20 protein-coding genes are annotated in these 21,697 nt (G+C 69.5%); 12 read left to right on the forward strand and 8 right to left on the reverse strand.

Annotation, left to right across the window (positions count from 1 at the left end):
• Nucleotides 1-27: 27 nt before the first annotated feature.
• Entirely contained in the window at nt 28-945 is a 918-nt protein-coding gene (locus tag ACIBH1_RS19425) for an ATP-binding cassette domain-containing protein (protein WP_397315174.1), read from the forward strand.
• Nucleotides 942-1,739 carry an ABC transporter permease gene (locus ACIBH1_RS19430; protein ID WP_397315175.1) on the forward strand — a complete coding sequence of 266 codons (798 nt, stop codon included), beginning with the start codon at nt 942-944 and terminating at the stop codon, nt 1,737-1,739. The genes ACIBH1_RS19425 and ACIBH1_RS19430 overlap by 4 nt, the downstream gene beginning before the upstream one ends.
• Here ACIBH1_RS19430 and betA read toward each other — a convergent pair.
• The 5 genes from betA to ACIBH1_RS19455 are packed head-to-tail and all read right to left on the reverse strand — an operon-like array spanning nt 1,721 to nt 8,285.
• Nucleotides 1,721-3,346, reverse strand: a complete 1,626-nt coding sequence (betA, locus tag ACIBH1_RS19435; protein WP_397315177.1) for a choline dehydrogenase — start codon at nt 3,344-3,346, stop codon at nt 1,721-1,723. The genes ACIBH1_RS19430 and betA overlap by 19 nt on opposite strands.
• Nucleotides 3,343-4,281: an ABC transporter substrate-binding protein gene (locus tag ACIBH1_RS19440; protein WP_397315178.1), complete on the reverse strand. Its 939-nt coding sequence runs from the start codon at nt 4,279-4,281 to the stop codon at nt 3,343-3,345. The genes betA and ACIBH1_RS19440 overlap by 4 nt, the downstream gene beginning before the upstream one ends.
• A gap of 51 nt (nt 4,282-4,332) precedes the next feature.
• On the reverse strand, nt 4,333-5,313 hold the full coding sequence (locus ACIBH1_RS19445; RefSeq protein ID WP_397315179.1) for an ABC transporter substrate-binding protein: 981 nt from the start codon (nt 5,311-5,313) through the stop codon (nt 4,333-4,335).
• Nucleotides 5,310-7,208 (reverse strand): ABC transporter permease, encoded by a 1,899-nt coding sequence (locus tag ACIBH1_RS19450; protein WP_397315180.1) that lies wholly within the window; start codon nt 7,206-7,208, stop codon nt 5,310-5,312. The genes ACIBH1_RS19445 and ACIBH1_RS19450 overlap by 4 nt, the downstream gene beginning before the upstream one ends.
• A 30-nt stretch (nt 7,209-7,238) precedes the next feature.
• Nucleotides 7,239-8,285 (reverse strand): glycine betaine/L-proline ABC transporter ATP-binding protein, encoded by a 1,047-nt coding sequence (locus ACIBH1_RS19455; RefSeq protein ID WP_397315181.1) that lies wholly within the window; start codon nt 8,283-8,285, stop codon nt 7,239-7,241.
• A gap of 395 nt (nt 8,286-8,680) precedes the next feature.
• Here ACIBH1_RS19455 and ACIBH1_RS19460 point away from each other — a divergent pair, with 395 nt between their 5' ends.
• Genes ACIBH1_RS19460 through ACIBH1_RS19475 form a run of 4 tightly spaced genes read left to right on the forward strand, consistent with a single transcriptional unit; the run spans nt 8,681 to nt 12,515 of the window.
• Nucleotides 8,681-11,167: a nitrate- and nitrite sensing domain-containing protein gene (locus ACIBH1_RS19460; RefSeq protein ID WP_397315182.1), complete on the forward strand. Its 2,487-nt coding sequence runs from the start codon at nt 8,681-8,683 to the stop codon at nt 11,165-11,167.
• A 5-nt stretch (nt 11,168-11,172) separates the two neighbouring features.
• The gene (locus ACIBH1_RS19465; RefSeq protein ID WP_220133927.1) at nt 11,173-11,586 is read left to right on the forward strand and encodes a roadblock/LC7 domain-containing protein; all 414 of its coding nucleotides are present in this window, start codon (nt 11,173-11,175) and stop codon (nt 11,584-11,586) included.
• A 13-nt stretch (nt 11,587-11,599) separates the two neighbouring features.
• Entirely contained in the window at nt 11,600-11,953 is a 354-nt protein-coding gene (locus ACIBH1_RS19470; protein WP_181611963.1) for a DUF742 domain-containing protein, read from the forward strand.
• Nucleotides 11,934-12,515, forward strand: a complete 582-nt coding sequence (locus tag ACIBH1_RS19475) for a GTP-binding protein (RefSeq protein ID WP_397315183.1) — start codon at nt 11,934-11,936, stop codon at nt 12,513-12,515. Before ACIBH1_RS19470 ends, ACIBH1_RS19475 begins: the two co-directional genes overlap by 20 nt.
• Here the strand turns inward: ACIBH1_RS19475 and ACIBH1_RS19480 are convergent.
• Together ACIBH1_RS19480 and ACIBH1_RS19485 are read right to left on the reverse strand one after the other, a co-directional pair.
• Nucleotides 12,509-13,423: an SIS domain-containing protein gene (locus ACIBH1_RS19480; protein WP_397315184.1), complete on the reverse strand. Its 915-nt coding sequence runs from the start codon at nt 13,421-13,423 to the stop codon at nt 12,509-12,511. The genes ACIBH1_RS19475 and ACIBH1_RS19480 overlap by 7 nt on opposite strands.
• Complete coding sequence (locus ACIBH1_RS19485) at nt 13,424-14,446, reverse strand: phosphotransferase (RefSeq protein ID WP_397315186.1); 1,023 nt, start codon at nt 14,444-14,446, stop codon at nt 13,424-13,426.
• Between the two features lie 143 nt (nt 14,447-14,589).
• Between ACIBH1_RS19485 and ACIBH1_RS19490 the strand changes: the two genes are divergently transcribed.
• Genes ACIBH1_RS19490 through ACIBH1_RS19505 form a run of 4 tightly spaced genes read left to right on the forward strand, consistent with a single transcriptional unit; the run spans nt 14,590 to nt 18,322 of the window.
• Complete coding sequence (locus ACIBH1_RS19490; protein WP_397315187.1) at nt 14,590-15,711, forward strand: spermidine/putrescine ABC transporter substrate-binding protein; 1,122 nt, start codon at nt 14,590-14,592, stop codon at nt 15,709-15,711.
• A complete protein-coding gene (locus ACIBH1_RS19495; protein WP_397315189.1) occupies nt 15,708-16,553 on the forward strand; it encodes an ABC transporter permease in 846 nt (281 codons plus the stop codon). The genes ACIBH1_RS19490 and ACIBH1_RS19495 overlap by 4 nt, the downstream gene beginning before the upstream one ends.
• Nucleotides 16,546-17,310 (forward strand): ABC transporter permease, encoded by a 765-nt coding sequence (locus ACIBH1_RS19500; RefSeq protein ID WP_397315190.1) that lies wholly within the window; start codon nt 16,546-16,548, stop codon nt 17,308-17,310. Before ACIBH1_RS19495 ends, ACIBH1_RS19500 begins: the two co-directional genes overlap by 8 nt.
• A complete protein-coding gene (locus ACIBH1_RS19505) occupies nt 17,294-18,322 on the forward strand; it encodes an ABC transporter ATP-binding protein (RefSeq protein ID WP_397315191.1) in 1,029 nt (342 codons plus the stop codon). The genes ACIBH1_RS19500 and ACIBH1_RS19505 overlap by 17 nt, the downstream gene beginning before the upstream one ends.
• Here ACIBH1_RS19505 and ACIBH1_RS19510 read toward each other — a convergent pair.
• Nucleotides 18,312-18,926 (reverse strand): TetR/AcrR family transcriptional regulator, encoded by a 615-nt coding sequence (locus ACIBH1_RS19510; protein ID WP_397315192.1) that lies wholly within the window; start codon nt 18,924-18,926, stop codon nt 18,312-18,314. The two genes, ACIBH1_RS19505 and ACIBH1_RS19510, sit on opposite strands and share 11 nt — an antisense overlap.
• An 89-nt stretch (nt 18,927-19,015) precedes the next feature.
• On the opposite strand from ACIBH1_RS19510, the gene ACIBH1_RS19515 reads away from it, so the two are divergent.
• Nucleotides 19,016-20,269 (forward strand): glycosyltransferase, encoded by a 1,254-nt coding sequence (locus ACIBH1_RS19515; RefSeq protein WP_397315193.1) that lies wholly within the window; start codon nt 19,016-19,018, stop codon nt 20,267-20,269.
• Between the two features lie 8 nt (nt 20,270-20,277).
• Nucleotides 20,278-21,657 carry an aminobutyraldehyde dehydrogenase gene (locus ACIBH1_RS19520; protein WP_397315194.1) on the forward strand — a complete coding sequence of 460 codons (1,380 nt, stop codon included), beginning with the start codon at nt 20,278-20,280 and terminating at the stop codon, nt 21,655-21,657.
• Nucleotides 21,658-21,697 lie beyond the last annotated feature (40 nt).

Genomic DNA, 21,697 nt, shown 5'->3' on the forward strand with positions numbered 1-21,697 from the left:
TGAACCGTATGCTGTACGGTACAGCGTATGATTAACGCGCAGGGCTTGAGAAAGGTCTACGGCGACCGGGCCGCGCTCGACGGGTTCGACCTCGAGGTGCGCGAAGGCACCGTCTGCGGCCTCCTCGGTCCGAACGGAGCGGGCAAGACGACGGCGGTGCGCATCCTGACCACGCTCCTGCGGCCCGACGGCGGCCGGGCCGAGGTGGCCGGGTTCGACGTGACCCGCCAGGGCGGCCAGGTGCGCCGGAGCATCGGCCTGGTCGGCCAGAACGCGGCCCTCGACGAGCTGCTCAGCGGCCGGCAGAACCTGGAGATGTTCGGCCGCCTCTACCACCTGGGCGCCAGGCGGGCGCGAGCCAGGGCACTGGAGCTGCTGGAACGTTTCGGTCTCGACGACACCGGCGGCAAGCCGGTGAAGAACTACTCGGGCGGCATGCGCCGCCGCCTCGACCTGGCCGCGGGGATGATCCTCTCGCCGCCGGTGCTCTTCCTCGACGAGCCCACGACCGGCCTGGACCCGCGCAGCCGCAGCGAGGTATGGAAGGCCGTGCGCGGCCTGGTCGCACAGGGCGCCACGGTGCTGCTGACCACGCAGTACCTGGAGGAAGCCGACCAGCTCGCCGACCGCATCTCGGTGATCGACGCCGGTCGCGTGGTCGCCGAGGGCACGCCGGACCAGCTCAAGTCCGACCTGGGCGGCGACCGGCTCGACGTGGTCGTCCGGCACGCGGGCCAGGTGGGCGAGGCGGCGGCGGTGCTGGAACGGATCGCGGGAGCCGCAGCCGACCTCGACGTCGACACCCGCCATGTCAGCGTCGTGGTGAACGACCGCATCGCCGCCCTGACCGAGGCTGCCGCGGCGCTGAAGTCCATCGAGATCGAGGACCTGGCGGTGCGGCGCCCGACCCTCGACGAGGTGTTCCTCAGGAAGGTGCAGAAATGATCACCGACGTACGCTGGGCGCTGGCCGACGGGTGGACGGTGGCCAGGCGCGACCTGCTCCACTGGGTGGTGCAACCCGCCTCCGCGATCTTCGGGCTGATCTTCCCCGTCATGATCACGCTGGTCTTCGGCTACCTGTTCGGCGGAGCCGTGGCCGTGCCGGAGGGCGCGAACTACTTCGACTTCCTCATGCCGGGCATGTACGGCATGACGATGCTCTTCGGCCTGTCGGCCACGATGGTCGCGGTGACCACCGACGCCTCCAAGGGCGTCACCGACCGCTTCCGCTCGATGCCCATGTCACCCTCGGCCGTCCTGCTCGGGCGCAGCATCGCCGACCTGCTGCACTCGGCGCTGCTGCTGGCCCTCATGCTCGGCACCGGCCTGGCCGTCGGCTGGCGGCCGGTGAACGGCGCGGGCCAGGCACTGGCCGCCGTCGGCCTGCTCCTGCTGCTGCGCCTGGCGCTGCTGTGGGCAGGCATCTACCTGGGCCTGCTGGTCAGGGACCCGGGCGCCGTCGTGGCGGTGCAGACCCTGGAGTTCCCGATCGGCTTCCTGTCGAACGCCTTCGTCGCGCCGGGCAGCATGCCGGGCTGGCTGGGCGCGATCGCGGAGTGGAACCCGCTGTCGTCCACGGTCGCCGCCGTGCGGGAGCTGTTCGGCAACCCGTCGTGGGGCGGCGAGTCATGGGTGGCCCAGCACCCGGTGCTCATGGCCGTCGTGTGGCCGGTGGTGCTGCTGGCGATCTTCTTCCCGCTGTCCGTGCGCGCCTACCGTCAGCTGGAACGGCGGTAGAACTCCAGCGGCTCGGGCGCCAGCGGGGTGTTGCCCAGGATGAGGTCGGCCGACTTCTCGGCCAGCATCATCACCGGCGCGTAGATGTTGCCGTTCGTCACGTACGGCATGGCCGAGGCGTCGACCACCCGCAGCCCCTCCAGGCCGTGCACCCGCATGGTCTCCGGGTCGAGCACCGACAGCTCGTCCACGCCCATGCGTGCCGTACAGGAGGGGTGCAGAGCGGTCTCGCCGTCGCGGCGCACCCAGTCGAGGATCTCCTCGTCGGTCTCCACGCCGGGGCCCGGGCTGATCTCGCCACCGTTGAGATCGGCCCAGGCGGGCTGCGACAGGATGCGCCTGGCGTGGCGGATCGCCTCGACCCACTCGCGGCGGTCCTGGTCGGTGGAGAGGTAGTTGAAGCGCAGTTCGGGCTTGACGGCGACATCTCCGGACTTGATACGAACCGAACCCCTCGAATCGCTGTACATCGGTCCGATGTGGAGCTGGTAGCCGTGCCCTCCGGCCGGCGCCGACCCGTCGTAGCGCACGGCGATCGGCAGGAAGTGGATCATCAGGTTCGGATAGGCCACCTCGTCGTTCGAGCACAGGAAACCGCCCGCCTCGAAGTGGTTGGTCGCCCCGGGACCCCTGCGCCTGAACAGCCAGTCGGCCCCGATGAAGGGCCGCCGCCACATGGCCAGCGACGGCTGCTGCGAGACCGGCTTGAGGCAGGCGTGCTGCACGTAGACCTCCAGGTGGTCCTGGAGGTTCTCGCCCACGCCCGGCAGGTCGTGCACCACCCGCACGCCCGCCGCCTCCAGCGCCGCGCGCGGTCCGACGCCGGAGACCTGGAGCAGCTGGGGCGTGTTGATCGCCCCGCCGCACAGGATGATCTCCTTGCCGCGGATCACCGACCCGCCGACCTCGACGCCGACCGCCCGCATGCCCTCGAACACGATGCGCGAGACCATCGCGCGGGTGCGCACGGTCAGGTTCTTCCTGCCGCGCACGGGGTGCAGGTAGGCCCGGGCGGCGCTAAGCCGGCGCCCGCGGTGCAGGTTGCGGTCGAAGGCGGCGAAGCCCTCCTGCCGGAAGCCGTTCACGTCGTCGGTCAGCTCGTGCCCCGCCTCGCGCACGGCGGCGAAGAACGCGTCGAACAGCGGGCCCTTCGCCGGCCCGCGCTCCAGCTTGAGCGGCCCCGACGACCCGCGGAAGGGCGAGGCGGGGTCGGCCAGGCAGTTCTCCATCTTCCTGAAGTACGGCAGGCAGTGGGCGTAGTCCCAGCTCTTCATCCCGGGATCGGCCGCCCAGCGCTCGTAGTCGAGGGGGTTGCCGCGCTGGAAGATCATGCCGTTGATGCTGCTGGAGCCGCCGAGCACCTTGCCGCGCGCGTGGTAGACGCGCCGCTCGCCCATGTGCGGCTCCGGCTCGGACTCGTACTTCCAGTCGTAGAAGCGGCTGCCGATCGGGAACATCAGCGCGGCGGGCATGTGGATGAAGACGTCCCACGGGTAGTCGGGCCGCCCGGCCTCCAGCACCAGCACGCGCGCGGAGGCGCTCAGCCGGTTGGCCAGGGCGCTCCCGGCGGACCCTCCACCGACGACGATGTAGTCCCACGTGGTCACCGGGGCATCCAGTCCTTCCAGACGATCTTGTTTTCCTCGACCCACTTCTTGGCCGCCTGGTCGGCCGTCATGCCGCCGTTGACGATGTCGCTGGCGACCTTGTTCTGGTGGTCGTTGCTCCAGGAGAAGTTGCGCACCAGCTCGTAGGCGCGCCCGCCCTCGCGGGCGAACTTGGCGCTGACGACCTTGTCGAGCAGGTAGGGCGGGTAGTCGCAGGCCACCTTGGCCGCGTCGGCGTCGCAGCCGATGGCGTAGGGCGGCAGCGTCACCTTGGCCAGTTTGACCTTGGTGAACAGCCATTGCGGCTCGTAGAAGTACATGAGCAGCGGCGTGCGGTTCTTGGTGGCGTCCTGGGCCGCCTTGATCAAAGCGTCCTCGCTGCCCGCGTAAACGACCTTGAAATCGAGGCCGAGATTGGTCACCAGGGCCTTGTCGTTGGTGACGAAGCTCGGATCGCCATCAAGTAACTGACCGAAATTCCCGGATTTCGCGGTCCGGAATAGGGCGGCGCGCTTTTTGAGGTTCCGCCAATCGGTGATCCCCGGGTATTGCTCGGTCATCCATTGAGGGACGTACCACCCGATGATCCCTTTGTTGCCATTAAGTCCCGCCGACAGCGCGACCTTCTTGTCCTCGATGTAGATCTTCTTGAGATCGTCGTGTCCCCAGTTCTCGACGATCACATCGGTCTGCCCGTTCTCGAATCCGGGCCACGACTTCTTCTCGTCGGCCACCGGGCGGCGCACCACCTTGTAGCCGAGCTCGTGTTGCAGCAGGTAGGCCATGACGGCCGCGGTGGCCTCGTAGCCCAGCCAGCCGTGCACGTCGATGCGCACGGTGTAGTCGGTCGCCTCCGCCGTGGTCGACGTCTGCTCGGGGCTGCACGCCACCAGCAGGACGACCGCCAGGGGTACGGCAAGCAGTCTGCGATTCATAGGGGAGCTCCATGCCCGGGGCCGGAGGGGCCCCGGGCGGTCAGCGGAAGATCACTTGGGGATCCAGGCCTGCCACTTGGTGGCGTTTGCCTCGATCCACTTCTTGGCGGCTTCCTCCGGCGTCATGCCGTCGTTGATGTCCATGGCGACCTGGTTCTGGTCCGCGTTGGTCCAGCTGAAGTTCTTGACCAGGTCGTAGGCCTTGCCACCGGTGTCGGCGAACTTCTTGCTCACGATCTTGTCGAGGTCCAGCTCGGCGTAGTCGCAGGCGACCTTCTTGGGGTCGGCGTCGCAGCCCTCGGTGTAGGCGGGCAGGTTCACGCGGACGAGCTCGGTCTTGCTGAACAGCCAGTGCGGGTCCCAGAAGTAGAACAGCAGGGGCTTCTGCTGCTCCTGGGCCTGCTGGGCGCCCTTGATGAGGGCGGCCTCTGAACCGCCGGTGACGACCTTGAAGTCGAGCTTGAGGTTCTTGATCAGCGCTTCCTCGTTGCTGACGTACGACGGGTCGCCGAACAGCAGCGCGCCCTTGCCGCCGGACTCCGAGGTCTTGAACAGGTCGGCGTACTTGTTGAGGTTCTTCCAGTCGGTGATGTCCGGGTACTTGTCGGCCATCCACTTGGGCACGTACCAGCCGATGACGCCCTTGTTGCCGGTCGATCCGGCCTCGACGGCGACGCCGTCCGTCTCGATGTACTTCTTCTTGAGGTCGTCGTGACCCCAGTTCTCGATGATGACGTCGACCTGGCCGTTGGCGAAGCCCTCCCAGGCGAGCTGCTCCTTGATCTCGGGCAGCTCGACGGTGTAGCCCAGCTCGTTCTTCATCAGATAGGCCACGACGGCCGCGCTGGCCTCGTAACCGACCCACGGGTTGATCGCGATCTTGACGGTGCCGCCGGCCGACGGCTGGGCGCTGGCACTGGCCGAACCCGAGGGGGCCGGCGCTGCGCTCGGGGTGTCCTCCACCTTGGCGCCGCCGCACCCCGCGAGGGCGACACCGAGCATGAGGACGCCCGCGAGCAGGCGAATCTTCATAGCGATTTCCTTCTCAAGGGGGGAGGGCGCCTGTCGGCGCCCTGCGTGATCCGGTCGAGCATGATTCCGAGCAGCACGATCGCGACACCGGCGGCGAAGCCCATGCCGAAGTCCGTGCGCTGGGAGAAGCCCGACACGACGTCGTAGCCGAGCGCGCCGCCACCGACCAGCGCGCCCAGCACGACCATGGCGAGTGTCATGACGATGCCCTGGTTGGCCGCCAGCAGGATGGCCTTGCGTGCCATCGGCAGCTGTACCTTCCAGAGCAACTGGCGGGGCGTGGACCCCGCCGACAGCGCCGCCTCCACCACGGTGGGCGGCACGTTGCGAATGCCCTCCTCGACCAGGCGCACCACCGGCGGCACCGCGTAGATCACCGAGGCGAAGATCGCGGTGAACCTGGTCGCGCCGAACAGCGCCAGCGCGGGCAGCAGGTAGACGAAGGCGGGCAGGGTCTGCGCGGCGTCGAGCAGCGGCCGCTGGAGGGCGGAGAACCGGGCGGAGCGGGCGGCCAGGATGCCGAGCGAGACGCCGACGGCCAGGGTGGCGGCCACCGCCACGATCACCATGGCCAGGGTGACCATGCTGTGCTCCCAGAGGGCCAGCAGCACGATCGCCGCGACGCACACCGCCACCGTCACCGCCGGCCGTACGCCGCCGATCCGCCACGCGAGGGCCAGCAGCGCCACCGCCACCAGCCACCACGGGGCCGAGGTCAGCACCCCTTCCAGCGGGTTGAGCAGGTAGAGGCTGACGGCTTCCTTGATCGCGTCGGTGACCTCGAACCACGAACGTTCGGCCCAGCGCACCGCCTCGTTGACCGGCTGGGCCGTACGCAGCACCCACGGCCACTCGGCGGGCAGCACGAAGGTCAGGCCGATCCCGGCCAGGCCGGCCACCACGGCGTACGGCACCCGCGAGGGCCGGAACCGCTGCCGCGAGGCGGCCATGGTGGTGCGGTCGAGGGCGATGCCGATGAGCACGATGGCCAGGCCCGCGGGCAGCATGAGCCCGACGTTCTCGCGTGACAGGCCCTTGATGATGTCGGAGCCGAGGCCGGGGGAGTTGATCAGGTTGGCGATGACGACCATCGACAGCGCCATCATGATCGTCTGGTTGATCGCCAGCCCCATCGTCGAGCGGGCCAGCGGCAGGTAGACCTTCGTGAGGGTCTGCCGGGGCGTGGCGCCCAGCGACGCCGAGGCCTCCACGGCGGTGGGGGAGACCTGCTCGATGGCCAGCGCGGTGATGCGGATCGCGGGCGGGATGGAGTAGATCATCGTGGCCGCCACCCCCGCCGGTGCGCCGATCTGGAAGAACAGCACCATTGGCGCGAGGTAGGCGAAGGTCGGCATGATCTGCATGAAGTCGAGCACCGGGCCGAGCGCCCTGCGCAGGCGCGGGGAGCGTCCCGCCCACACGCCCAGCGGCAGCCCGATCGCCAGCGACAGCAGCACCGACGCGCCCACCAGGGCGAGGGTGTCGACGGTGAGGGTCCACACGCCCAGCACGCCGCAGGCGGCCAGGCTCGCCATCGCCAGCACGCCGATCCTCCAGCCGCCGGCCAGCCAGCCGAGGGCGCCCATGACGCCGATGAGGCCGGCCCAGCCCAGGCCGTGCAGCGAGGTCTGGAGCAGGACGAACAGGCCGCCGATGAAGAGGCGGACATAGTTGACGAAGTAGAGGAAGAGCGGGCTGTCGTTCTTGTGGGCGTCGACCCACTCGCGCATCTCGGTGATCGCGGTGAACGGGGGCGCGTCGTCGTCGTGGGGGAGCGTTCCTGAGCCGCGCAGCAGAAGGTAGGCCAGCACGAGGACGAGCGTGAAGGCGGCGGGCGCGGCCCAGCGTGGTAACCGGAAGGCGGGCGGCGGGGCGAGGGTGGGCTCAGCGGCCATGACACCTCCGTCCCCCTCGGGTGCCGGCGCTCATGCCGTCACCTGCTGACGAGGCGCCATGGCGGCCAGGATGTCGACCCGGTCGACCACCCCCACGAGCCGCTCGCCGTCGGTCACCCTGATGGGCAGCGCGGTGGCGGTGGCGACCTGCACCGCGTCCTTGATGAGGGTCGAGGCGGGTAACGGCGGACCCTCCATCGAGTCGTGCTCGTCGGGTTCGCGGCAGATCCAGCGCAGCGAGAGCACGTCGCTGCGCGGCACGTCGCGCACGAAGTCGGCCACGTAGTCGTCGGCGGGCGCGCCCACGAGCTCCTCCGGCGTGCCGAGCTGGACGATCGAGCCGTCGCGCATGATCGCGATGCGTTCGCCCAGCTTCAGCGCCTCGGCCAGGTCGTGGGTGATGAAGACCATGGTCTTGCCCACCTCGCGGTGCAGCCGGACGACCTCGGCCTGCATGTCGCGGCGGATGAGCGGGTCGAGCGCGCTGAACGGCTCGTCGAACAGCATCACCTGCGGCTCGACCGCCAGCGCCCTGGCCAGGCCGACCCGCTGCTGCATGCCGCCGGACAGCTGGTCGGGGTAGGAGTCTGCGTGGCCGTCGAGGCCGACCAGGGTGAGGATCTCGCGCGCACGCGCGTGCCGCGCGTTCTTGCCGACGCCTTGGACTTCCAGCCCGTAGGCGACGTTGTCGATCACGCGGCGGTGGGGGAGCAGGCCGAAGTGCTGGAAGACCATGCTGACCCGGTGCCGGCGCAGCTCGCGCAGACCGGCGGGGGTGGCGCGCAGGACGTCGTCGCCGCCGATGGAGATCTGGCCCGCGGTCGGCTCGATGAGCCGGGTCAGGCAGCGCACCAGGGTGGACTTGCCGCTGCCCGACAGGCCCATGACGACGAACACCTCGCCGGGCCGTACCTCGAAGCTCACGTCGCGGACGGCGGCGGTGCAGCCGGTCCTCTCGCGCAGGGCGGCGGGTTCCAGGAGGCGGTCATCGCTCGTCAGGACACGTTCGGCCTTCGGGCCGAAGATCTTCCACAGTCCCTTGACCTCGATGCCAGCACTTTCTGGACCAATCCGCACAATTCCCTCCAGAAGGTCGCAGCATGCTGGGGCACAACATATGACCTGAATAGAGGCTTCCTCAACGTCGTGACCTGCTGGAGCCCTGACTGTTACGTAATGGAACGGGCCAATCGCCCATGGTCGGACAGTAAACGTATTAAGGGAATAAGAGGGACGGAAGTGGGGGCTCCAGCTTTCTTCTCGCCTGCCCCATAGCTCGACTTTTGTCGCGTAATGTGTGCTTGGCCGAGCTGGTAGTGATTGTTGAATATTCTCCCAAGGACATTGAGATGGGTGACAGGCGGCCTCGAGCGAGGGATGTCGGTGGATGGCGCTTACGAAACTGGCGAGTCCGAGCCCGGCTTGTCGCGCTCATCCTGGTTCCGACAGCAGCGGCCGTCCTCCTGGGCGGCGTGCAACTCCTCAGCTCCAGCAGCGCAGCGGCTGACTACGCGCGGACCAGCAGGCTGGCCCAGCTGTCGTCGCAGACAGGACTGCTGGTCCACCGCCTGGCCGAGGAACGCGCCCGCGTGGCCTGGTTCATCGCGCTGGGTCGCCCCTCCGGCTTCCGCGAAGCGGTCGAGCGGCAGCGGGGCGAGACCGACGCGGCCGTCCTCGACGTGCGCGACGCCATCGCCGAGCTCGGGGGCGACGTCACGGGCCGCACCGCCGACGAGGTCGAGGCCATGACAGCCCGCCTCGACGACCTGACGGGACTGCGCCGCCAGGCCTTCGACGGCGACCTGCTGCCCGCCGCCGCGGTCGACTCCTACGGCACGATCGTCAAGGACCTGCTCACCATCCACGACGAGGTCAGCAAGGGCGCCACCGACGACGCGCTGTTCCGCCAGACCCGCGTGCTGCACTCCCTGGCCCTGGCCAAGGAGAGCTTCTCGATCCAGCAGGCGCTGATCACCACCGCCGTCGTGGCGGGCAGGATCGACGAGGACCAGCTCAAGCGCCTGCTCGGCGAGCTGGCCACCGAGCAGAACGAGCGCAGGGCCTTCGCCGCGGAGGCCACCGCCGACGAGCGCCGCGTGTTCGACGAGAAGGTCAGCACGCGCGCCGCCGACCAGGCGTTGTTCCTGCGCGAGCTGGTGCTCACGCGGGCGACCGCGGGCGTCGCGCTCAACGACCTCGACCTGACCCAGAGCGACGACCCGCGCCAGTGGTTCGAGGCGAGCAAGGTGATCGTCGACTCCCTGCGCGAGGTCGAGTCCGCCCACGCCGCCGGGATCGTGCTGCGCAGCGAGCAGCTCAGCTCCACCGAACGCGGGCGCGCCATGGTCGTGGCCGTCGCCGTGCTCGCCCTGCTCGTGGCGGTCCTGCTGATCACCACCGGGGTGGCGCGCTCGCTCGTGCGCCCGCTGCGCCGCCTGCGCCGCGACGCCCTGGAGGTCGCCGGGCGCCGCCTGCCGGACTTCGTCCAGCGGCTGCGCGAGGGCGCCGCCTTCGACCCGGCCATGCTGCCTGCGGGCGGCCACTACGCCCAGGACGAGGTCGGCGAGGTCGCGCGGGCCTTCGACGAGGTGCACAGGGAGGCCGTACGGCTGGCGGGCGAGGAGGCGCGCCTGCGCTCCAACGTCAACGCCATGTTCGTCAACCTCTCCCGGCGCTCCCAGACCCTGGTCGAGCGCCAGCTCACCCTCATCGAACGGCTGGAGCGCGGCGAACGCGACGACACCCGCCTGGGCGACCTGTTCAAGCTCGACCACCTGGCCACCCGCATGCGCCGCAACAGCGAGAACCTCCTGGTCCTGGCCGGGCAGGAGACCTCGCGCAAGTGGAGCGAGCCCGTCGAGCTGCTCGACGTCGTGCGCGCCGCGCTGGGCGAGGTCGACGGCTACGACCGCGTCAGCGTGCAGATCCAGTCGGACGTGGCGATCGCCGGTCAGGCCGTCAACGACGTGGTGCACCTGCTGGCCGAGCTCATCGAGAACGCCGTCTCCTTCTCCCGGCACGACAGCCGGGTCAGCGTCACCAGCAACCGCGTCGACGGCGGCTCGCTCATGCTCTCGGTCACCGACCACGGGATCGGCATGAGCGCTGAGGAGCTCGCCCAGGCCAACTGGCGCCTGGCCAACCCGCCCGTCGTGGACGTCTCCGTCGCCCGGCGCATGGGCCTGTTCGTGGTCGGCCGGCTGGCGCTGCGCCACCAGATCCGGGTCCAGCTGCGCCAGCAGGACGTGGGCGGGCTGGCGGCGATGGTGCTGCTGCCCGACCGGATGCTCACCGAGGTGGCGGCGCACGTGCCGCCCGCGCCGCCGATCGGCATGCTGCCGCCCGACCCCTTCGGCCACGGGCATCCTTCCCTCGCTCACGGGCACCCGCCGTACGGCCACGGGCACCCGTCCTTCGACCCGATGCCCACGGTCGACACCCTCGACAGGATCGAGGCGTCGGGCTCGTGGTTCACCAAGACGCCGAGCCCGAGCGACTACTCGCTGGCCGAGATGACGGGGCCGCTGGAGCGCGTGGAGACCGGTGCCGCCGCCGCGACGCCCCCGGTGCCCGAGGTCACCGAGGTGCCGGTGATCTCCCAGGCCCAGGCGCTGTCGATGGAGCCGCCCGCGGCGCGGGAGGAACCTCCCAGCAGCTGGTTCGTGAAGTCGGGCCGGCCGGGCGAGCCGCAGCCCCAGGACGGCTGGCGCACCCCCGAGCCGGGCGGCGCCATGCGCACGGCCGAGGTCGCCGGCCAGCCGCTCCTGGGAGGAACCACGTCCGCGGGCTTGCCGAGACGCACACCGAAGGCGAATCTGGTTCCGGGAACCGCCGCGCAGGAGTCGGCCGCCCCGCCGCCCGCCGTGCCCGTCTCGCCCGACGAGCTGCGTGACCGGTTCTCCAACTTCCAGCAGGGCGTCAGGAAAGGCCGTGCGGAGATTGAGGAGGAGCCCCAATGAGAGAGATGAGCCAGGCCGCCCGCGACGTGAACTGGCTGGTGACGGGATTCGTCGATGACGTGCCCGGCGTGGCGCACGCCGTGGTGGTCTCCTCCGACGGCTTGCCGATGGCCTTCTCCCGCGGGTTCCCCAAGGACCGGGCCGACCAGCTGGCGGCGATCGCCGCGGGATTGATCAGTCTGACGCAGGGCGCCGCGCGGGTCTTCGAGGGAGGCCCGGTCAACCAGACCCTTGTAGAGATGCAGCGTGGCCTGCTCCTGGTGATGTCGATCAGCGACGGCTCCTGCCTGGCGGTGCTGGCCGCGCCCGACTGTGACATGGGCCTGGTGGCCTACCAGATGACCGTGCTGGTGGAGCGGGCGGGACAGGTGCTCACCCCGGCTGTCCGGGCGGAACTGTCGGCCTCGCGCCCTTGGTGATGGGAGGCGGCCGATGACCTCGTGGAATGAGGAACGCAGCTCGCTGGTGCGGATGTACGCCGTCACCGGCGGGCGCACCACGCCGCGGACCAACCTGGCCATGGAGGCTCTCGTCTCCTCGGCCACGTCGGCCCAGCTCGGCCCGACCTACTCGCGCGAGTATCGCGCGATCAGCGAGTTGTGCCGCCAGGTGCGCTCGGTGGCCGAGGTCTCGGCGCTGCTGGCCGTCCCGATCGGGGTGGCCAGGGTGCTGATCGCCGACATGGAGGCCGAGGGGCTGGTGCGGATCTACCAGCCGCAGCTGGAGGCCGGAGCGCCGCAGCTGAACCTGCTGGAAAGGGTGCTCAGTGGACTACGCAGGCTCTAGCCCCGGGCTCACCTCGACCAAGATCGTGGTCGCGGGGGGCTTCGGGGTCGGCAAGACCACCTTCGTCGGCTCGGTGTCGGAGATCATGCCGCTGACGACGGAGGCGGTCATGACCGACGCCTCCGTCGGCGTCGACGATCTGGGCATGACGCCGCTGAAGTCGACCACGACGGTGGCGATGGACTTCGGGCGTGTCTCGCTCGACCGTGACCTGATCCTGTACCTGTTCGGCACGCCGGGGCAGCACCGGTTCTGGTTCATGTGGGACGACCTGGTGCGCGGTGCGATCGGCGCGGTCGTGCTGGTCGACACCCGCCGCCTGGCCGACAGCTTCCCTGCGATCGACTACTTCGAGGAGGCCCGCCTGCCGTTCGTGGTCGGCATCAACGGCTGGGACGGGCAGTTCGTCTACGGGGAGAACGACGTCAGGGACGCCCTGGCGCTGCCTCCGCACGTCCCCGTGGTCCGCACCGACGCCAGGCGCCGCGACGCGGTCAAGGGCACGCTCATCACCCTGGTCGAGCACGCCCTGCGCATCCGCGCCGCGCAGCAGGTCTACTGATTCCACCAGGTCGCGGCCACCAGCTCCGCCACCAGCGTCTCCGTCAGCAGGGCGACGTCGGGATCGTCGTCGTGGCGGTAGCGCAGGTCCCCGCCCACGGTGAGCACGGTCGAGCCGCGCTGCCGTACCCACTCCATTGCCTGCTCGTCGTAGGCGCTGCCGGGGAACAGGATCGCCCGGTAGTCGAGGGTCTTGGTCAGGTAGACGTCGACGTGCGACCAGTCGCCGCTCTCGCAGGCGTCGGCCGGGCGCCGCGGGCCCTCGCGGAACATCAGCGCCGACTGCTGCGCCGACGACAGGCGCTCGGCGGGGGCGATCGTGTAGACGCCGTTGGGGCCGTCGAGCAGCTCGCAGGTCTTGGGCAGCCACTCGTCCCGGCGTCGCAGCAGGTCGTCGGCGGCCTCGGCGGCCTTCCTGACCAGGGCGGGCAGGTCACGCCCGCCGCCGGTCAGCCGCTCCTCCAGCGCCATCAGCTGGACCAGCGTGTGCTGGAAGGTACGGCAGGCGACGCCGCCGCGCTCCTGGCCTGCCTCCATCAGGACCACCTCGCGCGCTGCCCCGGCGATGGCGGAGTCGGGGTTGTTGGTCAGCGCCACGACGTCGTCGTAGTGCGCGAGGACGTCGAGGGTCTCGCGGCTGCCGCCGGTGGCCGAGATCGCCACCACCAGCAGGTCGTCGCTCGGAGGGAGCGGCCGGGCGGCGGAGGCGTATTCGGCGTGCGCGTCGACGCCCAGGGCGCGCAGGCGGCGCGCCGCCACCCCCGCGGCGTACTTGGAGCTGCCCATGCCGAGGAACAGGACCCTGCGGTGGCCGCCGCGCCACGGGTTGCCCCGCTCCAGACCGGCGGCCAGCGCCTCCAGGGCCTGGGGCTTGGCCTCCAGGTCGGCGAGGAAGAGGTCGGGGTGCACTCAGTATCGTCCTTTCAGCACGCCCATCGGGGCGTATCGCCAGCGGGGCAGGTGGCGGGCGGCGTAGATGAGCTCGCGGCACTCCTGCTCGACTTCGTACGGCTTGAGCAGGCCCTCGTCCAGCGGCAGCCGCTCGCGGTAGGCCGTCAGGAACCGCTCGCGCGCCTCGCCCGCCCACGCGCGCGCCCGTTCGGTGGGTGTTTCCCTGCGCTTGATCGCCACCTGGGCCACGTGCTCCAGGCTCGTGGTCATCTGGGCGACGTCGCGCTCCCTGGGCTGGTACGGCTCCGCGCCGTCGAGGGTGGGGTTGCCGTCGAAGTCGATCACCGCGTAGCCGCCGTCCCACTGGAGGATCTGGCCCACGTGGAAGTCGCCGTGGATGCGGATCGGGTCGGGGGTCGTCTCGGGCATGGCGAGGTCGGCTCTCATCCTGGCGGCGACGCTCGCCAGCCACTCGCCGTCCTCGCCGCCGGTGAGCTCCAGAGCTTCCGCCAGGGCTCGTTCAGCCCTGGCCGCGCCGCCTCCCGATGCCCATGAGCGGCCGCCTGCCGGAGAGGGCAGGGTGGCCAGGGCGGCGTGCAGGTCGGCCGCGAGGGCGCCGAGGCGGGTGGCGAAGGCAGCCTCGCCGGCCTCGCAGAAGTCGACGCACCACTCCCACCCGTCACGCGCCCCCGGCAGGAAACCGGTCACCAGCGCCACCAGGTGGGAGCCCGTCGTCACCGCGGCGTACGGCGGAGCGGTGTCGGTGAACCCGGCTCTCACCAGGTGTCCCAGCACGTCCGGAGCCGGGTGGGGCAGGGGCGCCGGGGGCGTCAGCCACTTGACCACGACCCGCTCGTCGACCACGACGGACAGGTTCGTCTGGTCGACCGTGATGGCCCGCTCGGAGGGGCCGGCGGCGGGCAGGGGCGCGAACCGCTCGACGGCGAAGGGCGCCGGCGCCTCACCGGACAGGGCCGCGAGGAGTGCGGAGGAGAGCCCGCGTTCGCTTGTGGTAATCGGGTTCTCACCTACGGCGAGCAAGCGGGACCAAACTGAAGCTGACTTCAAGAACTGACCAAACTTCCAGGCAGCACAACGTTCGTTAGTGTTGCTCAAGTTTAAAAGTTCTGCAAAAGTCCTACCCTGGCCTGATCTATCAGCACTTGCATCGAGGAGTACCGGTCGTGTTCCGTACCCGATTCACCCGTCGCCTCCCGGCCGCTGTAGCGGTCGCCGGACTCGCGCTGGCCGCAGCGGCGTGCGGCGGTGAGTCGTCGAACAACAGCGCGGCGAGCGCGCCCGCCACCACCGCGGCCCAGCTCAACCCGCAGGCGGACCTGTCCAAGCAGAGCGTCACCATCACGGTCTGGGACGGCTACACGCCCAAGGAACTGCCGGAGAAGGCCAAGGCGGCCCTGAAGATCTCCAACATCGAGATCGGTCTGCACGACACCAACGAGAAGGCCATGGCCAAGCTGACCGCCTCCGGCGACAGCGGTGTCGACGTGGCGTTCGTCTCCGGTCAGTACGCCCAGGCGCTCAACGACGCCGGCCTCCTGGAGCCGATCCACCCCGAGCTGATCCCGAACCTGGCCAACCTCTACCCCGAGGCCACCCAGCTGTCCTACGACAAGGGCAACAAGTTCTCCGTGCCCTACACCTGGGGCACCACGGGCATCTGCTACCGCAAGGACCTGCTGAAGGCCGCGCCGACGAGCTGGAACGACCTGCTCAACCCGCCGGCCGAGGCGGTCAAGAAGGTCACCATGATGACCACCGAGCGCTGGCTGGCGCTGCCCGCCATCAAGGCGCTGGGCCTGAGCGTCAACACCGAGAAGGACGAGGACATCGCCAAGGTCAAGGAGCTGCTGCTCAAGGCCAAGCCGAACCTCCTGGGCTACGACGACACCACCTTCGGCGAGAAGCTGAAGAGCGGCGAGGCCGTCATGGTCGAGGCCTGGGACGGCTGGTGCCCGACCTCCGAGAAGAACATCGGCTGGGTCGTGCCCAAGGAGGGCTCCGACCTGTGGGTGGACACCATGGTCATCATGAAGTCGTCCAAGAACAAGGAAGCCGCCCACGCGCTGATCAACTACATCCTCGACCCGGAGATCCACAGCTGGGCCGCGGTCAACATCGGCTACAAGGTGCCGAACAAGGCCGCCATGGACAAGGTCGAGATCACCGAGGGCTCCCTGCTCGGCATCACCCCCGCCGAGCTGCTGCAGGGTGAGTCCATCATCGACCTCGGCCAGGCCTCGACCAAGTACACCCGCCTGGCAAGCGAGGTCGCGGCGCAGCAATGACACGCACGTCCAGGCCGCGCCGGACAGCCACGCGGTGGCTGTCCGGCGCGGCTTTCCTGGGACCAGGGCTGATCTACCTGATCGTGCTCATGCTGATCCCGCTGGCCCTGGTCCTGGGTTACACGGTTTTCCAGCGCGGCCGCTTCGGCGGGATCGTCTACGAGTTCACCACCGAGAACTTCGCCCGGCTGATCGATCCGCTCTACCTCGACGTCGTGCTGGATTCGCTCAAGCTGGCCACCATCACCACGGTGATCGCGCTGCTGCTGGGCTACCCCACGGCCTATGTGATCGCGAACCTGCCGCGCAAGTGGAAGACGATCGCGCTGGTCGCGATCGTGCTGCCGTTCTGGACCAGCTTCATCATCCGCATGTACGCCCTGACCATCCTCATGAGCGGCCCCGGCCTGATCAACTCGCTGCTGGGCACCGAGTTCGAGCTGCTCTACAACGAGGGCGCCATCGTGGTCGGCCTGCTCTACTCCTACCTCCCGCTGATGGTGCTGCCGCTCTACAGCTCGATCGAGCGGCTCGACCCCCAGCTGCTGGAGGCCTCGGCCAACCTGGGCGCCTCCAGGGCGACGACCTTCCGCCGCGTGACGCTGCCGATGACGTTGCCGGGCGCCATGACGGGCGCGCTGTTCGTGTTCGTGCCGAGCTTCGGCAATTTCGTCATCCCCGAGCTGCTGGGCGGCGGCAAGAGCCTCATGGTGGGCAACCTGATCCAGACCGAGTTCCTCAAGGCTCGCGACTGGCCGTTCGGCTCCACCCTGGCGCTCGCGCTGATCGCGGTGCTGCTGGTGCTCCTGCTCGTCCAGGCGAGGGTGGCGCGCCGTGCTTAGGGTTCCGTTCTGGCTGACCTACGTCTTCCTCTACCTGCCCATCGCGGTGCTGGTGTGGATGTCGTTCAACTCGGGTGACTCGCCCTACGTCTTCGAGGGCTTCAGCCTGAAGTGGTACGGGGAGTTCCTCACCAACGAGCGCATCGCCGAGGGCCTGGTCAACACGCTCTTCGTGGCGGTGGGCTCGACGGTGCTCGCCACGGTGCTGGGCACACTGCTGGCGGTGGGCCTGGCCAGGCACACGCGCTCCAAGGTCCTCGACGCGGTCGCGCTCATGCCCGCGATCCTGCCCGACCTGGTGCTGGCGATCGGCCTGCTGGCCTTCTACGCGCTGGTCCAGGTCACGCTGGGCCTGTGGTCGGTGATGCTCTCGCACGCCGTCTTCTCGATGGCCTTCGTGGCCGCGGTCGTGCGCACCAGGCTCACCCACGCCGACCCCTCCCTGGAGGAGGCCTCGCGCGACCTGGGCGCGGGAGCCGTACGGACCTTCGTGAAGATCACGCTGCCGCAGCTGGCGCCGGGCATCGTGGCCGGCGCGCTGCTGGCGTTCACGCTGTCGCTCGACGAGTTCGTGATCGCCTTCTTCACCATCGGGCCGACGGAGCAGACGTTGCCCATCGTGATCTATTCGATGCTCAGGTTCGGCGTGAAGCCGGAGGCCAACGCGCTGGCCACGGTCCTGCTGCTGATCAGCTTCACCGCGGTGATCGCGGGCCAGCGCCTCACCAAGATCGGAGAACGTGGTGCTCACGATTGACCGGGTCAGCCGTCGCTTCGGTGAGGTCACCGCGCTCGACGAGGTCAGCCTCACCATCGGCCAGGGCGAGTTCTTCGCCCTGCTCGGGCCGAGCGGCTGCGGTAAGACGACGCTGCTGCGCATCCTGGCGGGCTTCGAGACCCCCGACAGCGGCGACGTCACGCTCGACGGCGCCGACCTGCTGGCCCTGAAGCCCGAGCGCCGGCCGATCAACCTGATGTTCCAGTCGTACGCGCTGTTCCCGCACATGACCGTGGCCAAGAACGTCGCCTACGGCCTGGAGCAGGAGCGGCTCGGCAGGGACGAGATCCGTCAGCGGGTCGGCGAGGTCCTGGAGACCGTGGGCCTGTCGTCGATGGCCGGGCGCAAGCCCCAGCAGCTGTCAGGCGGCCAGCGCCAGCGCGTCGCCCTGGCCCGCGCGATCGTCAAGCGCCCGCGCCTGCTGCTGCTCGACGAGCCGCTGTCTGCGCTCGACAAGAAGGTCCGCGCGGACATGCAGCTGGAGCTCAAGCGGCTGCAGAACGAGGTCGGCATCACCTTCGTCGTGGTCACCCACGACCAGGAGGAGGCCATGTCGCTCGCCGACCGCATCGCGGTGTTCGAGGCGGGCAGGGTCTGCCAGGTCGACGCGCCCATCGCGCTGTACGAGCGGCCCGGCTCGCGGTTCGTGGCCGACTTCGTCGGCGCCAACAACCTCTTCGAGGGCACCGCGAGCGCCAGGGGCCTGAGCAACGGCCACTTCGGCACGCTGCCTGCCGAGGGGGAGCTGCCCGAGGGCTCTCCCGCGCTGCTGGCCGTACGGCCCGAGAAGATCAGCCTGGCCGCCGATCGCGGCCTGGCGGGCACGGTCGCCGACGTGAGCTTCTACGGCGGCGTCTCCCACGTCTCGGTGGACGTGGCAGGACACCCCAAGCCCGTGCTCGTCGCGGTCCAGGGAGCCAGCCAGGTACGGCCCGGCGAGCGGGTCAGGCTGGGCTGGCGCCCGGAGGACGCGGTGCTCATCAGTGGATGAGCTCGCAGCCCGTCGCCGTGCGGGCGTACGACATGATCAGCTCGGCCGCCTCGGCCGGGCCGATCGCGGGATGCCTGGCGGTGATGCGATAGCCGTAGGCGTCCTCCAGAGCCACCAGGTTGCGCGCGACCGCGATCGGCTCGGCGGTGAGCGTGAAGACCCCCAGGGCGGCTCCGGTGTCGAGGATCGACTGGTACATCGCCACCTGACGGTCGTAAAGGGCGGTCAGCATCAGGCCGTACATCCGGTTGCGCCCGGCCGCCCCTCCGCATTCGTTGAGCAGCCGGACATCCGGGTCCTCCGGTCCGGTCGGAAGGCCGGCGCGGATGGTGGTGACGAGCTTTTCCACCGGGTCCGTGAGGTCGGCGATGCGCCTGACTCGCTGCTCGTAGAAACGCTCCAATCCCGCCTGCTGGGCGTCGATCAGCAATTCGGACAGCTCGGGGTAGTGGTAGAGCACCGCACCGGAGGTCAGTCCGGCCTCTTCGGCGACGTGAGCGAGCTGCACGCGATCGATGCCGTGTCGCACGATGGCGCGACGGGCGGCCTCGATGAGGTCGATTCGTCGGTCAGATCGACTTTTACGCTGCGTCACGGGTGCCATAGTGCCGCGAAGATGACCTTTCCGCCAGATGATGTTGTGAAGCGAAATTCAAGCCCCCGGAGATGACTATGTCGCTAACCATCCTTTTCATGCCCGAGAGTGCTTACGGGCCCACGAACAATTGCATCGGCATCGGCGACATCCTGCGCAAGCGCGGACACCGGGTGGTCTTCGCCGCCGAGGCCTCCTGGAAGGGCAAGCTGGAGGCGCTCGGGTTCGAGGAGGACCTGGTCGACCTCGCGCCCCCGGCCGAGGACGCCGAGGAGCAGGACCCGGGCCAGTTCTGGAAGGACTTCATCCGCGAGACCGCGCCTGAGTACCGCAAGACCACGCTGGAGCAGCTCTCCACGGTCACCAAGCCGATCTGGGACTCCCTCATCGACGGCGCCAAGTACTGCGAGCCGCAGCTCAAGGCGATCATCGAGCGCGTGCGGCCGGACGTCATCGTCGAGGACAACGTCATCACCTTCCCTGCGCTGCTGACCGCGGGCAAGCCGTTCGTGCGCATCGTCTCGTGCAACCCGCTGGAGGTGCGCGGCCAGGACATCGCCCCGGTCTTCTCCGGCCTGCCCGCCGACGACCGCTCCGAGTGGGAGGCCTTCCGCGCGGAGTACGACCGCACCCACCGCGAGGTCTGGAGCGCCTTCAACGAGTGGAGCGTGGAGCAGGGCACCGAGCCGCTGCCCGACCTCGACTTCATCCACTCCGGCGCGCTCAACCTCTACGTCTACCCCGAGGCGCTCGACTACGTCGCCGAGCGGCCGCTGGACGCCGGCTGGCACCGGCTCGACTCCTCGGTGCGCGAGACCGACGAGGAGTTCGAGCTGCCCTTCGAGCGCCGCGAGGGCGCCTCGCTGGTCTACTTCTCGCTCGGCTCGCTGGGCTCCTCCGACGTGGAGCTGATGCAGCGCGTGATCGACGTGCTGGGCACCACGCAGCACCAGTACATCGTCTCCAAGGGCCCGCTGCACGCCGAGATCAAGCTCGCCGACAACATGTGGGGCGCGGAGTTCGTGCCGCAGACGAAGATCATCCCGCTCTGCGACCTGGTCATCACCCACGGCGGCAACAACACCACCACCGAGGCGATGCACTTCGGCAAGCCGATGATCCTGCTGCCCCTCTTCTGGGACCAGTACGACAACGCCCAGCGTGTGCACGAGCTCGGCTACGGCGTGCGCCTGTCCACCTACACCTTCACCGACGAGGAGCTGACCGGCGCGGTCGCCACGCTCCTGGGCGACACCGGGCTGCGCGCCCGCCTGTCCGCCACGGGTGAGGAGATCCGCGGTCGCGACGGCCTGCGCAAGGCCGCCGACCTCATCGAACAGCTCGGAGCCTAGGTCCTGTCATGCCCCAACTGATCAACCCCGCCACCGGCCGGCCGATCGAGCAGGTCGCCGACACGCAGATCGAGGCCGTGGCCCATGCCGTACAGCGGGCCCGCCAGGCCTTCGCCGAGTGGTCGCAGGCCACCCCCGGCGAGCGCGCCAGGGTGCTGCTGCGCCTGGCCGACCTGGTGGAGGCCGACGCCGATGAGCTGACCAGGCTCGAGGTCGAGGAGACCGGCAAGCCCGCCGCCGTCTTTCGCGACGGCGAGCTGCCCTTCGCCGTCGACAACCTGCGCTTCTTCGCCGGTGCCGCCCGCTCGCTGGAGGGCTCGGGGGCGGGGGTGTTCAGCCAGGGCTACACCTCGGTCATGCTGCGCCGCCCGGTCGGCGTGGTCGGCTCGATCGCACCGTGGAACTTCCCCTTCATCATGGCGGTCTGGAAGATCGCTCCCGCTCTAGCCGCGGGCAACGCCGTGGTGATCAAACCGGCGCCGATGACCCCGCGCAGCACGCTGCGCCTGCGCGAGTTGTGCGTGCGGGCGGGGGCGCCGGTGGAAGTCGTGCTCGGCGGCGGTGACGTCGGCCAGGCCCTGGTCACCGACCCGGGCGTCGACATGGTCAGCGTCACCGGTTCCACCGAGACCGGGCGCGCGGTCATGACCGGCGCGGCCGCCACCCTGAAGCGGGTGCACCTGGAGCTCGGCGGCAAGGCGCCGGCGCTGGTGTTCGCCGACGCCGACCTGACCGAGATGGCCAGGGGCGTGGCGATGGGCGCGACCTACAACACCGGCCAGGACTGCACGGCCGCGACGCGCGTCTACGTGGACCGGCAGGTGTACGGCGAGGCGGTCGAGGCGATCCGCGAGACCATCGCCAAGATCGTCTACGGCGACCCCTGGGACGCCTCGACCGACATCGGCCCGCTGATCTCCGCCGCGCACCGCGACCGGGTGCACGGCTTCGTCTCGGGCAACGTGGTGCACGGAGGGTTCGTCCCGGAGGGTCCCGGCTTCTACTACCCGCCCACGCTGGTCACCGACGTGGCGCAGTCCAGCGAGGTGGTCCAGGGCGAGATTTTCGGTCCGGTGCTGGTCGTGCTCCCCTTCGACGGGGAGGACGAGGCGGTGCGGCTGGCCAACGACACCAGGTACGGCCTGGCCTCGTCGGTCTGGTCGCGCGACGTCTCCCGGGCGATGCGCGTGTCGCACCGCCTCGACGTCGGCGTGACCTGGATCAACGACCACCTGCCGATCGCCAGCGAGGCTCCGCACGGCGGGGTCAAGGGAAGCGGGTTCGGCAAGGACATGAGCCAGGAGGCGGTCCAGGAGTACTCCGTGACCCGTCATCTCATGATCAAGCACGCGGCACCGGCCGAACGAGACTCGTTCCGGCCTGCCTAAAAAGCACGTTTTGGGCGTTTTCTAGGGAAAAGGTCGGTTC

It is taken from the genome of Nonomuraea sp. NPDC050663 (assembly GCF_044456985.1).
Classification (GTDB): Bacteria; Actinomycetota; Actinomycetes; order Streptosporangiales; family Streptosporangiaceae; genus Nonomuraea.